This window comes from Nocardia sp. NPDC049190 (genome assembly GCF_040648115.1).
Classification (GTDB): Bacteria; Actinomycetota; Actinomycetes; order Mycobacteriales; family Mycobacteriaceae; genus Nocardia.
The window spans coordinates 149,351-167,407 of the sequence record NZ_JBEZDE010000014.1 but is presented as its reverse complement, the minus strand read 5'-3'; the positions used below and the strand labels follow the sequence as shown (position 1 = coordinate 167,407).

Sequence of the window (18,057 nt, the reverse complement as noted above, 5' to 3'; positions counted from 1 at the left end):
AACTGCGGTGAGTACATCATCGGCACGAGCGGAGATCCTTCCATCGAACGGATTGGAATCTCACAACTCAGCGGACAGAACCCCGAGACAGCCCATTCCGGCCCGAATGATGATGCGGCCCAATGGCGAAGGGACGATGATCGCGGGCAGATCACATACCTGCCGGTAGTACCGGCAGCGGGACATCGGCGTGTCCCCGAACTCCGTTTCGTTCATTTCGAGACCTCGACTCGAGTCGGTGAGCTAGGGTGCGCCCAGCCCTGATGGTCGGCAGAACCCAGGGGCGGGGGCATGAAGGGGATCGGGCGAGCCTCCCTGCTGGGCGCTGATCCAGCAAACCACCTTTGACCTGCACGGAATCGAAAGATTGGGTTCCCCAGTCGAACTGATCCGAAGGTCCAGAGCAAGACCCGTATCGGACGGCTTCCACCACCCGGTCCGGGTCACAGCCGTACTAGGAGGAGGGGACTATGAACCACAACGAGACCGGGTCGACTCTGCCCAGGCGTCAGCTCGGGCACTACCTGCGTGATGCGCGGATGGCGTTGAACATGTCACTGGAGCGACTGGCGGGCGCCGCGGATCTGAGTTCGTCTGTGCTGCAACGATTGGAGAAGGGGCAGGCTACGCGACTGAAGGTTCGGGACATCCAAGCGATTTGTGTAGTACTGGAGATGTCAGATGAGATGACCACAACCTTGATCGGGCTGCTACGACAAGGCGCAGAGAAGAGTTGGTGGCACGAGTACGGCAGCCTCATTCCGGCAAGTGTTGATGTCTACGTCGGGCTGGAGACCGCAGCGCGAAGATTGACAACCTATCAGCCGTCGCTCGTGCCCGGGTTACTCCAAACTCCGGACTATGCACGCGTTCTCATTCGAAATGCCAGCCCTTGCGAGAGCGATGCTGAACATGCCCGACGTGTGGAACTGCGGACCAAACGCCAGGCCATTGTCACCAGGAAGTATCAACCCGCCGCGCTTGACGTGACACTTCACGAATCAGTGCTGCATACGGCGGTGGGCGGCCCTCGAGTCTTGGCGACCCAGCTTCGGCATCTGGCAGAGATCGGGAAACTGCCGAACGTTGACATACGGGTTTTGCCATTCTCGGCTGCCGCCCCAGTAGGTCATCCGGTCGGGCAGTTCGCCATCCTGGAGTTCGGCGAGGACTCCAAGGGCAGACCAATCGAGCCGCCAATTGTCTACCTGGAGAACTTTACTGGGTGCATGTATCTCGAAAAGCCAGAGAACGTGCAGCGGTACTATCAGGTGCGGGACAGTCTCCAGCGCGCATCGCTGGATGAGACGGCTAGCAGGAGCCTGCTTCGACAGGTAGCGAAGGAGTTACCAGCATGACTGTGGATCTGTCCAAGGCCGAGTGGTTCAAGAGCAGTCACAGTGGAACTCAGGCCGACTGCGTCGAGGTCGCGTTTCTCGTGGGTGGCCCAGTCGGCGTCCGTGACTCGAAGGATCCGACCGGCCCGGCGCTGGTCTTCACTCCCACCGAGTGGGCTGCTTTCATTGCCGGCGTGGCCGGTGGCATGCTCTCTCGGCAATAGCGCCTGAACTCGCTTTCGTGGCGGGCGGTTCGGTTGTCGGGTGGGCGATCCGGCCGAACCACATGCGTCGCTCCCGCGGAACCCGCGCCGATTGTGTAGGGATAGCTTTCTCGAAGGTGGCATGGTCGGCGTGCGGTATTCCGAGAGCCGGGCATTGCCTGGGTAGCGTGACCAGGGGCGATCAGACCACCTTCACCGCCCGCGTAACGGTGGTTCCATCGTCGGTAGCCGCAATCTTCCCTGCGGCAATAGCTATTCGGCGATGAGTTGAAACTCAGCGGCTCACCGTGGTCTCCTGCTCGACCCGCGACAGTTTCTCGGGATTGCGCACGATGTAGAGCCCGGTGATCAAGCCGTCGTCGAGTCGCACCGCCACGACGTTGTCGATCTCGCCGTTGATTCGCACGATCAGCGCCGGGTAGCCGTTGATCTGCGCCGGCTCGACCGAGACTGTGCCGTCGATTCTGGGCAGGCCGACGGCCAGCAGGCGCGTCACCCGGTCGGCACCCCTGATGGGCCGCGGCACCGCTTGAACGACGCCGCCGCCGTCGCCCAGGAGAACGACGTCCGGTGCGAGCAGGTCGAACAGGCTCTGTAGATCGCCCGTCTCGATCGCCTGCCGAAACGCCTCCAGCGCGTCCCGGGACTCCGCCGGCGAAACGACCCCGCGCGGTCGGCGCGCGGCCACGTGCAGCCGTGCTCGGTGCGCGATCTGGCGGACCGCGGCCGGGCTCTTGTCGACGGCCTCCGCGATCTCCGCATACTCCAGATCGAACACCTCGCGCAGCACGAACACCGCTCGCTCGGTCGGTGCGAGCGTCTCCAGCACCAGCAGCATCGCCATCGAGACGCTGTCGGCCAATTCGACATCCTCGGCCACGTCGGGCGCGGTCAGCAGTGGCTCGGGCAACCAAGGTCCGACGTAGGACTCCTTGCGCCGGCCGAGTGTGCGCAGTCGGCTCAGCGCCTGGCGGGTGGTGATCCGGACGAGGTATGCCCGCTGGTCGCGTACCGCGGCGAGGTCGACGCCCACCCACCGCAGCCAGGTCTCCTGCAGGACGTCCTCCGCGTCGGCGGCGGAGCCGAGCATCTCGTAGGCGACGGTGAAAAGTAGGTTGCGGTGGGTTACGAACGTCTCGGTCGCGGGATCCTTGTCGCGCATCGGTGGCTCCTGTCTGTTCGTTCACACGCTGCCACGCACAAGACGCCGGGCCCACCCACTGTGTGACACCCATGATCGGTGGCGCACGTCACGCGGTTGCGCTGTCACAAGCGCGCGGTCACCGGCATCTCATGGTCATCCACTGCGATAGGCACCGACACGAGTGAGGACGAGATCATGGCTGCCCGATTCGACATGCTCGACAACGAGATCGCCGCGAAGTTCGCCAAGCGGTTCGCCAACGCCAGCATGGTGATCGTTCAATCACCGCTGCCGAAGTCCACCCAGGAGCTGGTCAGCATCCGGGCCAGCCAGATCAACGGCTGCGGTTTCTGCACCGACATACACACCAAGGACGCCGCGGCGGCCGGAGAAACGCCGGGCCGGCTCAACCTGGTCGCCGTCTGGCGCGAGGCGACTGTGTTCACCGAGGCCGAGCGGGCCGCGCTGGCACTCGCTGAGGAGGGTACCCGGCTCGCCGACGCGCACCTGGGCGTGTCCGACGAGACCTGGGCTCGGGTGCGCGAACACTACGACGACGACCAGGTCGCGGCGTTGGTCTGCCTGGTCGCGCTGGTCAACGCGGCCAACCGGTTGAGCGTGATCGTGCGCAACCCGGCGGGTTTCTACGAGCCTGGAATGTTCGCCGCCACCTTCCACTGATCGGCAGCCCGGCTCAGTCCAGCGCCATTCGATCCGGGTCGGGCCCGTGCGGGCCCGCACCACCGGGCGCGGCACCGTCGTGTCCGAAGCCCGACCCGCCGACGTGTGCCGCAGGACCCGGCACCGAGTATTCCGCTCGATCATCGACCTGGACGCGTCGTGTCCGGTGGCGCGGCGCGGGCGGGTGTTCGGTGTGATCTGGGGAAAGTCCAGGTGTTGGGTGATTACCGGCGCAACCGCACTCGTCTGCCGCGGCGGACCGTGCTGCCGCGAAGTGCCACCGTCGGCGAACGGGACTGCTCGTGCGTCCGCGGAACCACTGTGCGACAGCGGCCACGGCGGACACCACCGACAGCGCGCCGGCGAGCCACGCCGACGTGGTGAGACTGGCGGTGGAGTAGGTCACCGGCCGCAGTCCCGGTATCGGGAACGCGCCGTTGCCGGCGGCCCAGCGGATAGCCAGCCCGATCTGGGTGCCCATATCTCGAGGGGATCCGGGCGTGACCATCGCCCGGATCTCCTCCAATTTGCCGTTCATGTGAACCACGGCGGTGACTGTGAAAGCCGCGAGGGCCAGCGCGGAGCCTGCCGCCACGTGGGCAAGCACCGCAGCGCGTGCTCGAAGATTCACCAGCACGGCGCAGAGCGTGACGACGATGGCGACGCAGGCGAGCACAGCCCAGGTGCCCTCGACTTTCGCGGCGGGTGGTGGCGATCCCGACCAGATGCTCGTGAGGTTGGAGCTGATCTGGAACCCGCCGAAAGCGTCGGCAAGGATCTTGCCGTCGTTGGCGGAACCGACCGCCCACGGCTTGAACAGCAGGAAGAGCGTGACGACGCTCCCGACCGCGGCGCACAGATAACCCGCGTTGCCTCGCAGTGACGCCAGTAGCGGTCGGGGTGCGGTCAGGACCTTCGTGACTTCGACGCTACGGCATGCGGAAACACCTGTTACCTGGCTCGGTGGGCCGGACGGCAGTTGTCTGGCCCGGCCTGCTTGCCAGGGCGTTGGCTGCACCATCGACGCAGCGTAGCCACCGGTAGGCGGGGGAATTTCGGTCCTTAACGGTACCTTTTCGGTCCTGGGCCATTCTTGACGGGACGTTGATGGGCTGCTCGACGGGCAGCATCCTACGGCTGGTTCAGTGGATGGGACCGCCGCGCGAATCGACTGGCAGCGGCAGTGGCCTTCTGCGGGCGGCTTCTGCGGGCCAGCCGAGCAGACCGGGCCGATCAACTCCTGGCTGTGCTGAATCGCGCCCGCTATCGACCCGGGGTGATGCCGAGTCTGTTCCGAAAGACCCGGTGCAATGTTGCAATCGAACCCAGTCCGCATTCGCGCGCGACACGTATCGGGGGAGGTCGGTGCGCTCTAGTAGGCGCTGCGCATGTTACAAGCGCATTCGCACAACGAATTCGCGTGGTGGGCACCGATTTCGAATCGGCGCGATGGCTGGGTGCGAATCTTGCCCGCCGCGGCCAGTTCCGAGACGGTGCGTATCTGCTCCCGGCTGCTGAGGATGGACATTGTGATGACCTGCTCCTTGTCGAACGGCGGACTGAAAACCGACGACGGGACCCCGGGCGGCGACCCGGGCCGAAGGGCGGGCGCGGCAGCGGGCGACGATGTCATTCGCAGAATATTATGTGCCGCACCATGATTCGGTGGAAAAATTGCGGAAGGTGGTCAATAAGTGAATCGGATGTCCATCGAGTGGTGAACCGGAGTGACCTTTGCTCCGTTGACATACTCCTTCGAAATCTCCATTCGAAAACGATGCGGTCCAGCACTGCGTGTATTGCCGACTTTTCGCAGCCGTCTATAACGGTGAATCGTCATGAGATCGAAGGCTTGTTACGAACTTGGTCGATGTGTTGACATCGCAATACGGCTGGGTAGCATCGCTACTTGTATTGCTCTTGTCCAATGTCGGCAAGCCGTTCCGCATTTGTGGCACACAGTGGAGAAAGGTCATCGCCCGGACGCCACGACTGATCTGGACAGCGTGCGTGGTTTGTCGGTGTCTGCCACCAAAGGAGCTGACTGCCATCATGAGCGTGAAATCTACGGTCCACACCGTGACCTACGATCTGTTGAGGTCGCTCGGCCTGACCACCGTCTTCGGCAATCCGGGATCCACCGAGGAGACTTTCCTCCAAAACTTCCCGAAAGACTTCCAGTATGTGCTGGGTCTGCAAGAGGCGTCTGTCATCGCGATGGCGGACGCCTTCGCCCAGACCACCCGCCGTCCGGCATTGGTGAACCTGCACTCGTCCGCGGGGCTCGGCAACAGCATCGGCAACTTGGTCGCGGCCTATCACGCGCACACGCCACTGATTGTCACGGCTGGCCAGCAACATCGCGAGCTACTGATCGGCGACCCCTACTTGAGCAACCGCGATGCGGCGAACATGCCCAGGCCGTGGGTGAAGTGGTCCTATGAGCCGGCTCGCGCCCAGGACCTGCCCGAGGCGTTCATGCGCGCCTACGCGATGGCCGTACAGCCGCCGGCCGGCCCGGTGTTCCTGTCCATCCCGCTCGATGACTGGAACCATCCACTCGAGGGTCCCGCGGTCGTTCGCGACGTCAGCAGGACCTACGCGCCCGATCCCGAGCGCCTGCGACGCTTCGCCGAGCGAATCACCGCCAGTCGGCGGCCGGCCCTGATCCTCGGGCCCGACGTGGATCGCGCCCGCGGATGGCAAGCCGGTGTCGAGCTGGCCGAGCGACTGAACGCGGCGGTCTACAGCCCGCCGCTTGCCGACCGCGCCTCGTTCCCCGAGGATCACCCGCTGTTCCAGGGGTCGGTCGGGATGTCGGTCAAGGCCATCGGCGATCGGCTGGCCGGGCACGATCTCGTCGTGGTCATCGGCGCCGAGGTCTTCCGTTACTACCCGTATGTGCCCGGTGACATCCTCCCCGCCGGCACCGAACTGCTGCAGATCACCGACGACCCGGCGGTCGCCGGTGCGGCCCGGGTCGGTGACAGTCTTCTCGGCGACGCCCTGCTGTCGATCGAACTGCTCACCGCGATGGTGGGCGACGGTAGCGGCCGTGCACAGCCCGAACCCATGCCGCGACGACACGACCTGCCGGAAACCGAGCGCAGCCCGCTGACGCCGGACGAGGTCTACGCGACCCTCAGCAGGGCCCGTCCGCAGCATGCCGTCTTCGTCAACGAATCCACCTCGACCATGGCTCAGCACGCGGAGTGGTTGCCCGCCGTCGAGCCCGACTCGTTCTTCGCCACCGCCAGTGGTGGAATCGGCTGGGCCGCGCCCGCTGCCGTCGGCGTCGCCCTCGGTGACCGGGACCGCGGTGTCACGCGTCCGGTGATCGCCCTGATCGGGGACGGGTCTTTCCAGTACTCGGTCCAGGGTCTGTGGACGGCCGTGCAGCAGAACTTGGCGATCGTGTACGTCGTGATGCGCAATCACGAGTACTCGATCCTCAAATCCTTCGCCGAGCTGGAGGAGACGCCGGGTGTGCCCGGACTCGACCTTCCTGGCTTGGACATCGCGTCCGTGGCGCGGGGGTTGGGGTGTCACGCCGTCGATGTCACCTCCACCGGAGACCTCGAAAAGGAATTCATCCTCGCGCTGGAATCCGGCGCCACCACGGTCATCGTGGTGACCACGCAACCGGAGAAAACCATGCTCTAGCTGGGTGACTGCGGCATCGTAGGACAGAGGTCTCGGTGACTCGCACTACCTCGAAGCCGCGAATTCCGTACCACGACCCTCCAGCCCAGGAGCCGACGTGCCCCTCTACACCTGCATCGCCGCCCGGGGAACACTGACCGCGGAAACCAAGGTCGCACTGGCCGGCAAGATCACCGAGATTCACGCGGCCCGCAACCATGTGCCGCCCGCCTACGTCAACGTGGTCTTCTCCGAGCTGCCACCGGACAGCGTCTTCGTCGGCGGGGAACCGGGTGCGCCCCTGCTGATCTCCGGCTGGGCGCGCCGCGGCCACCCGCAGGAGGAGACGACCCGTCTGGCGCTCGAACTGTCCGCGGCGGCGTCTCGTATCGCCGGGGTGGATCAAGAGCGTGTCTTGGTGGTGATCCAGGACAGTCCCGCACGGTCCGCCGTCGAGGCCGGACGAGTGTTGCCCGAGCCGGGCGCGGAGCAGAACTGGCTGGACGAAAAGTGAATCGTGAAGGCCGAGCAACTCGAAGGACTCGCAGCAGACGCTTGCTGAGTCTCGGCTTCCACCGATAGCGATCAGACCCTAGGGATATCCGGGACGCATCCGTCAATCGCCGTCCCCTTTCCATCATGGATTGGAATCGTGCAATGGATCTCGGATTTCGTGACCACGTATACCTGGTGACCGGCGGCAGCCGCGGGCTGGGGCTGGCCGCTGCTCAGATACTGACAGCCGAGGGGGCTCGCGTAATCATCACCGGACGTAACGATTCCGTGGCGGACGCCGCAAAGACCCTGGGTAGCCAGGCTGATGCGGTGGGCGTGGTCGCGGACAACGCCGACCCGGACTCCGCCGACGAGGTGGTTGGCGTGGCGATGCGGCATTTCGGACGCCTGGATGGTGCGCTCATCAGTGTCGGTGGGCCACCCGTCGGTACCGCGATGGAGGTGGCGGACCAGGTATGGCGGGACTGTTTCGAATCCACGTTCCTGGGGGCCCTGCGCATCGCGAGAGCTGTTGCGAACGCCTGCACGGACGGCGGGTCGATCGCGTTCGTCCTGTCGTCCTCGGTTCGTGAGCCCATCCCCGGGTTGGCCCTGTCCAATGGACTCCGGCCCGGGCTGGCTATGGTGGCGAAAACACTGGCCGACGAGCTGGGAGCCTCCGGAATCCGGGTGAACGGTCTCCTACCTGCGCACATCGCGACAGACCGGGCCAAGGAGCTCGCGATGCTGACGGGTGGAAAGCGCCCGGAGAACGCCTTGCGGCGACCCGGTGAGCCGGAGGAATTCGCACGGGCGGCGGCCTTTCTTCTCGCGCCGGCCGCCAGCTATCTCACCGGCGTAATGCTGCCCGTCGACGGTGGGGAACTGCGGATGCTCTGACCTGGAAGGCTTTTCATCCGCTGTGAGTCCGCATTGTTGTTATGGCTCGGGGCGTGCCCGACACGGCGGACGACGACCACTCGCCCGCGCCCGACGGCGATAGTGGATAGTTCGCCACGGACGCCGCGCAGCTGCTCACTCGGAGGGACCCGTAGCGGATTCCGCGCGGTCGGCGAGCGCGCCGATCGCCTGGATCCGCGCGACCGCGTCACTGACGATCCGGTCGATCAATTCCTGGCAGGTGGGTAGATCCTCGATGATCCCGGTGACCTGCCCGGCCGCGAGTACCCCGGCCTGAGTGTTCCCTTCGACCAAGCCCGCGCGCAACAACATCGGCGTATTGGCTGCCATGACGACCTGTGACCAGCTGAGGTCCTTTGTCTTTCGCATCGCGAGGCCCTCGCGGACCAGAGCGGACCACTTCATGCCGGTCATGCTCTGGAATCGAGCGGCATTGCCCACCGCCGTGGCGAGGCCACGCCATCGGCCCGAATGCTCCAGGCGCTGAACCAGTTCGGTGTTCAGCACGCGGTGCGGCATACCGTCGACTTTCAGTGACACGACGGTGTCCTGCAATTGTCTGCTCAGATACTCCTTTTTGACCGCGTCTGGCACCGTGCTCTCCTGTGTGAGCAGGAAACGGGTCCCCATCGCGACGCCCGCCGCGCCGTAGGCCAAGGCAGCGGCAAGACCACGCCCGTCGAAGAATCCACCGGCAGCCACCACGGGGATATCCACCGCGTCCAGCACCGAGGGCAGCAGCAGTGTGGTCGCCACCGGGCCGGTGTGCCCGCCGCCCTCGCCGCCTTGCACGATGACCGCGTCGGCGCCCCACGACGCGACCTTGATCGCGTGTTTGGCCGCACCGATCGACGGGATCACCACCACCCCGGCGTCTTTCAGCTTCGCGATCAGGTCCTGTGTGGGTGCGAGCGCGAACGAGGCGACCGCCACCTTCTCGCGGATCAGCAGATCGATCCGCTCGGTGGCGTCGGTGGCGTCGGCGCGGATGTTGACGCCGAAGGGTTTCGACGTGTGCGCCTTGGTCTTCGCGATCGCCGCCTCCAACTCCGCGAAGGTCATGGTGGCGGAGGCGAGGATGCCGAGACCGCCCGCCGCCGCGGTGGCCGAGACCAGGCTCGGGCCCGCGACCCAGCCCATCCCGGTCTGCACGACCGGGTGCTCGATGCCGACCAGGTCGGTCAGTGCGGTGCGCAGGCGCGCGGTCATGACGGGACCTCGGTGTCGCGAATCTTTCCGGGATCGAGCACTTCTCGGATCAGCCGCAGTTCCTCGGCGGTCGGCAGCCGGGACTCGCGTGCGTCGGCGAGACCGACGATCTCGAACGAGGTGTTCTCGGCAACCTCGTCGGCGGTGACTCCGGGGTGCAGGCTGCGGGCCCGCATGGTGTGGCCTGGACCTTCGAAATCGAAGACACCCAGGTTGGTCACTACGCGATGCAGATGCACGTATCGGAATGCCGGGTTGACCGGGTCCACCTTGTCGTAACCGATCCCGGAGACGATATCGACCCGCTCGGTGAACACTCGCGTGGAGTGTCGCGGAACCCAATAACTGGTGGCGTGATTGATGGTGTTGCCGGGTGCGCCGCGCACGCCGAACATCTGCCGGGTCGGCCGCTGCGGCGGGCCGAAGGCCGAGATGTTCTGGTTGCCGAATCGGTCGATCTGGTTGGCGCCCATCACCACGTGCCTGCGGCCGGAGGCCACCACATCGAAGACCTTCCGGAACGGGATCCAGCCCTCGATCGGCGCTTTGCCGCCCAACGGTGGCGTCTCGGCCAGCAGCAGTGCCGCACCATCGGACAGCAGCAGATCCGGCTCGGTGGTCAGCTTGGCGAGGCGGGCGCCGAGGATGGACATCGGCGACATCGGGCTGGCCATGATCTCTCCCGCACCGCTGAAGATCTCCGCGCAGGCGAGCGCGCAGACCTCGGCGCGAGTGACGGCTTCGGTGCTGGTCATCGTGACACCTCCAGTGTCATGCGGGACCCTCGGTCCGCCGTTCTCATCACGCGCCACCTTCCGCGAACTCACGCACGGCAGCCTGGTACTGCTCCTCGGAGCCGGCCAAGTATCGATCGACGAAGACCTGCCATGTCTCCGGGGTCTTGGCAGCGTGGACGTAGTGCTGCTGAAACTTCTCATCCCGGCCGTAGCTGTCTTCGGCCAGGGTGAAGTGCGCGCCGTTCGGGGCCTCGACGACGCCGTCGACCATCATGCGATTGAGCAACAATGATTGCAGCGGAACAGTTTTCACCAGTTCCTCGGTCTCTACCACGCGTTCCACCGAGACATAGCGCCGCTGTGCCGCCAGGCAGAACAGGTCGTCGAAATAGGGGTCGACGCCGGTGTAGGCGGCGTTGCCGTGCGGGTCGCCGAGGTTCAGATGCACCAGCGCCGCGTCGAGATCCAGTGCGGGCATGGCGATCAGCGTCTCCGGTGTGCCGCCGGGGCCGGGGTAGGGCGATTCGACCGTCCTCAGTTCGCCATCCCAGAAGTGCGGGACATCCGAGCCGAGCCCGGCGCGGATCGGCAGAAACGGCAGCCGTGCGGACGCTGCCTTCAGCCCGCACTCGAGCATGCCCTCGTCCATCTCACGGGCGATGAGCGCGCCGGCGGTGCGCGCCTTGGCGAACCACGGGTCATAGAACGGCGCCGAATCCAGCGACACGAAGCCGTAATACGCCTTGCGTACCTTGCCCGCCGAACACAGCAGCCCGAGATCCGGCCCGCCGTAGCTGATCACCGTGAGATCCGTGATATCCGAACGCAGGATGGCGCGCACGAGTGCCATCGGCTTGCGGCGCGAACCCCAACCGCCGATGCCGACGGTCATCCCACTGCGCAGTTCGCCGACGACCTCGTCGAGCGACATCCGCTTGTCTCGCATGACTTTCCGCTCCCTTTCTGATTGGCGGCACTCCCCGGGCTGATCGCGGTTGCGTAGGCTGCCCCCTCCGGCCCGTGGTTGGCGCCACGGTCTCACTGCCCGGCTCTGCGCGCCGCAAGATCGTCGTCGAACCGGGCGCGCATCTCGTCGGCCACACCCGCGAGGTTGAGTTCGAAGGTGAAACCTTGCTCGTATCGATAGTCGCGGTGCACGTCTTGCGGGTCGATGCCGTTCAGTGCGAGCTTCGCCGCCCGGATCACGTTGCCGTCCTTGGCCGCGATGTTCTCGGCCAGCGCCATCGCCGCGGCGTCGAGTTCGGCGCGCGCCACCACCTGGTAGACCGATCCGTGCTGGTGCAACTGCTGTGCGGTGATGGAACTCGCGGTGTAGAACAGCGCGCGCATCAGGTGCTGCGGCACCAGGCGGGACAGGTGCGTCGCCGCGCCGAGCGCGCCGCGGTCCACCTCGGGCAGGCCGAAGGTGGCGTCCTCGGAGGCGATCACGATGTCCGCATTGCCGACCAGTCCGATGCCGCCGCCGAGGCAGAAGCCCTGCACTGCCGCGATCACCGGTACCTGGCAGTCGTAGATCGCGCCGAACGCCTCGAAGCAGCCATGGTTCGCGTCGATCAGCGCTTGGTGGCCCGGCTTGCGCTGGATCTCTTTGATGTCGACGCCCGCGTTGAAGCCGCGATTCTCGGCGCGCAGCACGACCACCCTGGTGCCGGGATCGCGGCCGGCCGCCCGCACCTCGTCGGCGATCGCGAACCAGCCGTCGGTCGGGATGGCGTTGACCGGCGGGTAGTCGACGGTGATCACCGTGATGCCGGTCGATTCGGAGTGGCGGTCGATCCCCATCGCGAGTCCCATCGTGTGTCCCGAGGCGCCTTGGCGAAGCAAGCAGTTGCTTGGTAGGTTAGCACGGTGGCACTCGACATCGATCTGGCCGGCCGCGTCGTTCTGGTGACCGGCGGCGTTCGCGGTGTGGGCGCCGGCGTGAGCAGGGTGTTTCTCGCCGCAGGCGCGACCGTCGTGGCCTGTGCGCGCCGACCCGCCGAGGTCCAGGTCGACGTCGACGGGCGGACGATCGAGTACCTGCCGTGCGATGTGCGCGACGCCGATGCGGTTCATCAGCTCATCGAGACCATCGCCGAGCGGCATGGCCGCGTCGACCATCTGGTGAACAACGCAGGTGGCGCCCCCTTCGCGCTCGCCGCCGAGGCCAGCAAGAACTTCCACGCGAAGATCGTCGAACTGAATCTGCTCGCCCCGCTGCTGGTGGCGCAGGCGGTCAACACGGTGATGCAGCAGCAGCCGGAGGGCGGCTCGATCGTGAACGTTTCCAGCGTCAGCGGGCATCGCCCGTCGCCGGGCACCGCCGCCTACGGGGCGGCGAAAGCGGGCATGGACAGTCTCACCGCCTCGCTGGCCGTCGAGTGGGCGCCGAAGGTCCGGGTGAACTCGCTGGTGGTCGGTCCGGTCGATACCGAGTTGAGTCGGCTGCACTACGGCGACCAGGACGGCGTCGACGCGGTGGGCCGCACCATTCCGCTCGGCCGCATGGCCCGCCCGGACGACATCGGCCGGTGTGCTGCCTTCCTCGCCTCCCCGCTGGCCGCCTACGTCAGCGGCGCCACCCTGCTGGTCCACGGCGGTGGCGAGCGGCCGGCCTTCCTCGCCGCATCCACCGCGGCCGTCGGTCGACAGCAGCCCTGAACAGCCGGACCCCCGAAGGACACAGGTATGAGCGTTCAGGCCCGGACGTCAGAGCGCAACGTGACAATGGCGGGCCCCGCTGATGCCGGAAAGGACACAGTATGGACACCGAGCGGATCTGCGCCGGGCGCACCGTTATCGTCACCGGCGCGGGCCGCGGCATCGGCCGGGCGCACGCCCTCGCCTTCGCCGCCGCGGGCGCCCGCGTCGTGGTCAACGACCTCGGCTCGGCGCTCGACGGTGCGGCCACCGCGGAGACACCCGCCGACCAAGTCGTCGCGGAGATCGAGGCGCTCGGTGGCGAAGCCGTGGCCAACGGCGACGACGTCGCGGACTGGGCGGGTGCGCACCGACTGATCCACCAAGCCGTCGACACTTTCGGCGGTCTGCACGTCCTGGTCAACAACGCGGGTTTCGTCCGCGACCGGATGTTGGTCAACTTGGGCGAGGACGAGTGGGACGCGGTGATCCGGGTGCATCTCAAGGGCCACTTCGCCACCATGCGACATGCGATCGAGTACTGGCGCGGGGAGTCCAAGGCCGGGCGTCCGGTCGACGGCCGCATCATCAACACCAGCTCCGGCGCCGGACTGCAAGGTAGCGTCGGACAGGGCAACTACGGCGCGGCGAAAGCGGGGATCGCTGGTCTGACGCTCACCGCCGCCGCGGAGTTCGCTCGTTACGGGGTCACGGTGAACGCGATCGCCCCGGCCGCTCGGACGCGGATGACAGAGACGGTGTTCGCGGCGACGATGGCGAAGCCCGCCGACGGCTTCGACGCGATGGCGCCGGACAACGTATCCCCGCTTGTCGTTTGGCTGGGCAGTGCACAATCCGCGGCCGTGACCGGTCGGATGTTCGAAGTCGAGGGCGGCAAGGTGGCACTGGCCGAGGGGTGGCGGCACGGGGTCGCGATCGACCGTGGCGCGCGGTGGAATCCGGACGAACTCGGACCCGTGGTGGCCGACCTGATCAGGAAGGCGACCCCGCCGGAGCCGGTGTACGGAGCCTGATCGGGGTGCGTGCGCCGCGAAGGCATGAATCGGCGCGGCTGGTGTCCAGTTCTTCCGCGGCTGTCCACAGCAGGTGATGAACTGCTGCAAGGCGCTGTGCGGCGCGTCTTCCCATCGCCCGGTTCCGGTCGACGCGAGGTGCGCGGCCGACTTCGATGCGACCACGGTCGTCGAGGTGGTGTCCGCGGTTCGGAACGAGCGACGACACGACGTCGAAAACGCGGGTGCAAGAGCAGGTGTCGACTTCTGCGGGCAGTGCTGGTTTATCCCGCCGGAATCGACCGTCTCCTACCGCATGGAATTGATCAATCCGACCGCAACCCGATCAGAATGGTGCAATACTGATCGGCCGGTCTGATATTCGAGTCGGCCGGTGCGACCGCGAATCCGCTCCGGCGCGTGAACTCGGACTACGCATCGACCGAAAGCTGTTCCATCGGCGGGCGATCCATGCTGCATGGCTGAGTAGCGTGCGACGGCCCCATATTATTCGGACACGACCCGGCGGTGCTCGTGTCCTGCACCGCCTTATGGGTATATAACGCAGCACAGTGCGACCCGTCGGGTCGCACTGTGCTGCCGTGCAAGAGAACCTATTCGGTGCCGTCCGGAGGAATTTCGGGCAAGCCTTCGCTGGCCCGCAACTTCTCCGCCATGGACGTGAGTAGATTCTGAGATTCTTCGGACAAGTCGAACGCTCTACTCGACAGCCGCCGCAGTCCATAGCCCTGCAGCTGGGACAGCAGCTCGAGATCGTGATCGATCTTCGCGGCGTAGATGTCGTTGAAGAAGTAGTCCGGCTTGACCTTGAAGAACTTCGCCAGGGCGGCCACCGTCTCATCGGACGGGTTCGTCCGCTGTCCCGATCGCAACTGCGAGAGGTACGGTTTCGAGATCGGATGCCCGGAGGCTGTCAGCGCAGCCGCAACCTCCGCGTTGGTGTGCGGCTTACGCCCCGGGGGATGCACGGTTTCGAACAGCTTGTTCAGCCGCGCCGCGAAATCAGCCATTGTGAGCCGCCCAATTCCCTTCGCTGTACTAACACTTGTTATCTCGGATACGTATCATTGATATTAGCGGCTGAGTAACTGAAAACCTACGCCTGATTCAGGATTTCCTTGAAGCTTCTAGGCTCCAGGGCGGCGAAGGCACTGGGATGGGGGCGTTTGCGGGTCGCCCCAAGGGCTCTCGAGAAGGCGCGGTGCAGGCCGGTTCTGGCCCGTCGTCGAGGTCTTGCCGGAACCCCTTATGGTAGCCCCAAGATAGCTGACATCTCATCGAGTTCGCGAAATCCGAGCGTGTGTGGCGTACGACACGTTTTCGACTCTGGGGGATGAACGTTCAACAAAACGGCTCGAAATGGTTGAAGATCTTACAACCGTTCGATGATCGTTCCTGTCGCGAGCGCGCCACCGGCACACATGAGAACCATCGCGGTCCCGCGCCCGGTGCGCTCCAGTTCGTGCAAAGCCGTTGTGATGAGCCGAGATCCGGTGGAGCCGACGGGATGTCCGAGCGCGATCGCGCCGCCGTTGACATTCACGCGATCCATGTCGGGCCGGTGTACCGACGCCCAGGACAGCGCGATCGATGCGAAAGCCTCGTTGATCTCGAACAGTTCGATGTCGCCGATGGTCATACCGGACCGCTCGAGCAGCCGGCCGCACGCCTGTACCGGGCCGTCGAGGTGGAACTCCGGCTCCGAGCCGACCAGTGCTTGGCTGACGATCCGGGCCCGCGGCCGCAATCCGGCTCGCAGTGCGGCCTTTTCGTCCATCAGGAGAACCGCGGCCGCGCCGTCGGAGATCTGCGAGGAGGAGCCCGCGGTATGCACGCCACCTTCCACGACCGGCTTCAACGCGGCCAGGCCCTCGGCGGTGGTCTCGCGCAGACCCTGGTCCCTTGTCACGTCCAGCTTCTCGCCCGTGAAGTCGCCTTTCTTATCGACGACGGGTGCGGTGACGGCGAGTACCTCGCGGTCGAACCGGCCTTCGGCCCATGCCTGAGCGGCGAGGCGCTGTGATCGTGCGCCGAACTCGTCCACGTCGGCGCGGGTGATGCCGCGCCGCTTGGCAATTCGCTCGGCGGCCGCGAACTGGTCGGGGAGGTCGATGCTCCACGAGGCGGGTCTGCGTGGGCCGGCGTGCTCGCCGACGTTGGCACCCAGCGGAACTCGGCTCATGGCCTCCACGCCGCAGGCCATGCCGATCTCGATCGCGTCGGTCGCGATGAGTCCGGCGATCAGGTGATTGGCCTGCTGGGCCGAGCCGCACTGCGCATCGATCGTGGTGGCGCCGACCTGCCACGGCAATCCGGCGTGCAGCCAGGCTACCCGGGTTATGTTGTTGGACTGCTCGCCCGCCTGAGTGACGCAGCCGCCGATGACCTGCTCAACCTGGTGGGGGTCCAGGTGGGCGCGCTCGAGTAGTCCGCGCTGGGCGAGACCGAGCAGTTCGGCCGCGTGCAGGCCCGACAGCCAGCCGCCGCGCTTGCCGATGGGGGTGCGAGCGGCTTCGACGATCACGGGTGTGCCCATGTCCAACCTTTCCTGTGGAGCGGAAAACTGAAACGCGTTCATGATTCTTTCGCAGGCGGATCCATCAGGCTTCTTTCTTCGTTCTCGCGCCTGTGCTTCAATGATTATAGAACGTGTTTCAGTTTGTCGAAGGAGACATCTGGTGGTAGACACTCGGAGTGCTCGGCCGGATCTGCCGGCCGGGTTCGACGTTACGGACCCGGCCATCTACGCCGAGCGTGTTCCGATCGAAGAGTTCGCCGAACTACGCCGGACCGCCCCGATCTGGTGGAATCCGCAGTCGCCCGACGTCAGCGGTTTCCGTGACGACGGCTTCTGGGTGGTCAGCAAGCATGCCGATATCAAGGAAGTGTCGCGGCGCAGCGACGTGTTCTCCAGCTCCGAGAACACCGCCATTCCGCGCTTCAACGACGACATCACCCGCGAGAAGATCGAGATGCAGCGGATCGTCATGCTCAACATGGACGCTCCCGAGCACACCAAGCTGCGCAAGATCATCGCGCGCGGCTTCACACCGCGTGCGATCAACCGTCTGCGGGCCGAGTTGTCGGCGCGCGCCGAGTCGATCGTGAAGGCGGCGGCCGAGTCGGGCTCCGGGGATTTCGTCGCGCAGATCGCCTGCGAGCTGCCGCTGCAGGCGATCGCCGAGCTGATCGGCGTACCGCAGGAAGACCGGATGAAGGTCTTCACCTGGTCCAATGAGATGACCGGCTACGACGACCCGGACAGCGATGTCGACCCGATGGCGGCCACCGCCGAGATCTTGGGATACGCGTACCAGATGGCGGCCTCTCGTAAGCAATGCCCGGCCGACGACATCGTGACCACGTTGATCGAGGCGGATATCGACGGCGACAAACTGTCCGAGGAGGAGTTCGGCTTCTTCGTGATCATGCTGGCGGTCGCGGGCAACGAGACGACCCGCAACGCCATTTCACACGGGATGATCGCCTTCCTGGACCACCCCGACCAGTGGGAGTTGTTCAAGAAGGAACGTCCGGCCACGGCCGCCGACGAGATCATCCGGTGGGCCACCCCGGTCACCTCCTTCCAGCGGACCGCGCTGGAAGACACCGAACTCGGCGGCGTGCAGATCAAGAAGGGCCAGCGGGTAGTCATGCTGTACCGCTCGGCCAACTTCGACGAGGACGTTTTCGACCACCCGGAGACGTTCGACATCACCCGCGCGGACAACCCGCACCTGTCCTTCGGCGGCACCGGCGCGCACTTCTGCATCGGGGCGAACCTGGCCCGGCTGGAGATCGACTTGATCTTCAATGCGATCGCCGACCACCTGCCCGACATCACCAGGCTCGGCGACCCCCGGCGCCTTCGATCGGGCTGGCTCAACGGTATCAAGGAGTTCCCGGTCGACTACAAAACCTGTCCGGTCACGCACTGACCCGAGCAGAGGGCCCTCGCATCCAGCGGTGCGAGGGCCTTTGTCAGGTCGGCGG

Annotated in this window: 19 protein-coding genes; 9 read left to right on the top strand and 10 right to left on the bottom strand. The window is 65.7% G+C overall.

Going from position 1 to position 18,057, the window contains the following annotated elements; translation table 11 throughout:
* Positions 1-60 precede the first annotated feature (60 nt).
* On the bottom strand, positions 61-216 hold the full coding sequence (locus tag AB0B25_RS15390) for a hypothetical protein (protein WP_357178983.1): 156 nt from the start codon (positions 214-216) through the stop codon (positions 61-63).
* Between the two features lie 254 nt (positions 217-470).
* Between AB0B25_RS15390 and AB0B25_RS15385 the strand changes: the two genes are divergently transcribed.
* The gene (locus AB0B25_RS15385) at positions 471-1,358 is read left to right on the top strand and encodes a helix-turn-helix transcriptional regulator (RefSeq protein WP_357178980.1); all 888 of its coding nucleotides are present in this window, start codon (positions 471-473) and stop codon (positions 1,356-1,358) included.
* Entirely contained in the window at positions 1,355-1,561 is a 207-nt protein-coding gene (locus AB0B25_RS15380; RefSeq protein WP_357178977.1) for a DUF397 domain-containing protein, read from the top strand. The genes AB0B25_RS15385 and AB0B25_RS15380 overlap by 4 nt, the downstream gene beginning before the upstream one ends.
* Positions 1,562-1,835: 274 nt before the next feature.
* On the opposite strand, the gene AB0B25_RS15375 is transcribed toward AB0B25_RS15380, so the two are convergent.
* Positions 1,836-2,723: an RNA polymerase sigma-70 factor gene (locus AB0B25_RS15375; RefSeq protein WP_357178975.1), complete on the bottom strand. Its 888-nt coding sequence runs from the start codon at positions 2,721-2,723 to the stop codon at positions 1,836-1,838.
* 177 nt (positions 2,724-2,900) lie between these two features.
* Between AB0B25_RS15375 and AB0B25_RS15370 the strand changes: the two genes are divergently transcribed.
* Positions 2,901-3,386 carry a carboxymuconolactone decarboxylase family protein gene (locus AB0B25_RS15370; RefSeq protein WP_357178972.1) on the top strand — a complete coding sequence of 162 codons (486 nt, stop codon included), beginning with the start codon at positions 2,901-2,903 and terminating at the stop codon, positions 3,384-3,386.
* A 13-nt stretch (positions 3,387-3,399) separates the two neighbouring features.
* Here the strand turns inward: AB0B25_RS15370 and AB0B25_RS15365 are convergent, their stop codons facing one another.
* Positions 3,400-4,407: a hypothetical protein gene (locus AB0B25_RS15365; protein WP_357178969.1), complete on the bottom strand. Its 1,008-nt coding sequence runs from the start codon at positions 4,405-4,407 to the stop codon at positions 3,400-3,402.
* Positions 4,408-4,758: 351 nt separating this feature from the next.
* Positions 4,759-5,019, bottom strand: coding sequence for a hypothetical protein (locus AB0B25_RS15360; RefSeq protein ID WP_357178967.1), 261 nt, complete (start codon positions 5,017-5,019; stop codon positions 4,759-4,761).
* A gap of 419 nt (positions 5,020-5,438) precedes the next feature.
* Here AB0B25_RS15360 and mdlC point away from each other — a divergent pair, with 419 nt between their 5' ends.
* The 3 genes from mdlC (at position 5,439) to AB0B25_RS15345 (ending at position 8,423) form a co-directional block, all read left to right on the top strand.
* Positions 5,439-7,049, top strand: a complete 1,611-nt coding sequence (gene mdlC / locus AB0B25_RS15355) for a benzoylformate decarboxylase (protein ID WP_357178964.1) — start codon at positions 5,439-5,441, stop codon at positions 7,047-7,049.
* 97 nt (positions 7,050-7,146) lie between these two features.
* Positions 7,147-7,542, top strand: coding sequence for a tautomerase family protein (locus tag AB0B25_RS15350; protein ID WP_357178961.1), 396 nt, complete (start codon positions 7,147-7,149; stop codon positions 7,540-7,542).
* A gap of 143 nt (positions 7,543-7,685) precedes the next feature.
* On the top strand, positions 7,686-8,423 hold the full coding sequence (locus tag AB0B25_RS15345; RefSeq protein ID WP_357178959.1) for an SDR family oxidoreductase: 738 nt from the start codon (positions 7,686-7,688) through the stop codon (positions 8,421-8,423).
* 135 nt (positions 8,424-8,558) lie between these two features.
* Here the strand turns inward: AB0B25_RS15345 and AB0B25_RS15340 are convergent, their stop codons facing one another.
* From AB0B25_RS15340 to AB0B25_RS15325, 4 genes are all read right to left on the bottom strand, one after another.
* The gene (locus AB0B25_RS15340; protein ID WP_357178956.1) at positions 8,559-9,653 is read right to left on the bottom strand and encodes a nitronate monooxygenase; all 1,095 of its coding nucleotides are present in this window, start codon (positions 9,651-9,653) and stop codon (positions 8,559-8,561) included.
* Positions 9,650-10,408: a CoA-transferase gene (locus AB0B25_RS15335; RefSeq protein ID WP_357178953.1), complete on the bottom strand. Its 759-nt coding sequence runs from the start codon at positions 10,406-10,408 to the stop codon at positions 9,650-9,652. The genes AB0B25_RS15340 and AB0B25_RS15335 overlap by 4 nt, the downstream gene beginning before the upstream one ends.
* Positions 10,409-10,454: 46 nt before the next feature.
* The gene (locus tag AB0B25_RS15330) at positions 10,455-11,336 is read right to left on the bottom strand and encodes a CoA-transferase (RefSeq protein ID WP_357178951.1); all 882 of its coding nucleotides are present in this window, start codon (positions 11,334-11,336) and stop codon (positions 10,455-10,457) included.
* A gap of 92 nt (positions 11,337-11,428) precedes the next feature.
* Positions 11,429-12,193, bottom strand: a complete 765-nt coding sequence (locus AB0B25_RS15325) for an enoyl-CoA hydratase family protein (protein ID WP_357179023.1) — start codon at positions 12,191-12,193, stop codon at positions 11,429-11,431.
* A gap of 66 nt (positions 12,194-12,259) precedes the next feature.
* On the opposite strand from AB0B25_RS15325, the gene AB0B25_RS15320 reads away from it, so the two are divergent.
* Both AB0B25_RS15320 and AB0B25_RS15315 read left to right on the top strand, forming a co-directional pair.
* Entirely contained in the window at positions 12,260-13,051 is a 792-nt protein-coding gene (locus tag AB0B25_RS15320) for an SDR family oxidoreductase (RefSeq protein ID WP_357178949.1), read from the top strand.
* Between the two features lie 101 nt (positions 13,052-13,152).
* A complete protein-coding gene (locus AB0B25_RS15315) occupies positions 13,153-14,064 on the top strand; it encodes an SDR family oxidoreductase (protein WP_357178946.1) in 912 nt (303 codons plus the stop codon).
* A gap of 593 nt (positions 14,065-14,657) precedes the next feature.
* Here AB0B25_RS15315 and AB0B25_RS15310 read toward each other — a convergent pair.
* Positions 14,658-15,074 carry a helix-turn-helix domain-containing protein gene (locus AB0B25_RS15310; RefSeq protein ID WP_011207048.1) on the bottom strand — a complete coding sequence of 139 codons (417 nt, stop codon included), beginning with the start codon at positions 15,072-15,074 and terminating at the stop codon, positions 14,658-14,660.
* A 362-nt stretch (positions 15,075-15,436) separates the two neighbouring features.
* Positions 15,437-16,600 (bottom strand): steroid 3-ketoacyl-CoA thiolase, encoded by a 1,164-nt coding sequence (locus AB0B25_RS15305; protein ID WP_357178943.1) that lies wholly within the window; start codon positions 16,598-16,600, stop codon positions 15,437-15,439.
* A gap of 100 nt (positions 16,601-16,700) precedes the next feature.
* On the opposite strand from AB0B25_RS15305, the gene AB0B25_RS15300 reads away from it, so the two are divergent.
* Entirely contained in the window at positions 16,701-18,002 is a 1,302-nt protein-coding gene (locus tag AB0B25_RS15300) for a cytochrome P450 (protein ID WP_357178940.1), read from the top strand.
* Positions 18,003-18,057 lie beyond the last annotated feature (55 nt).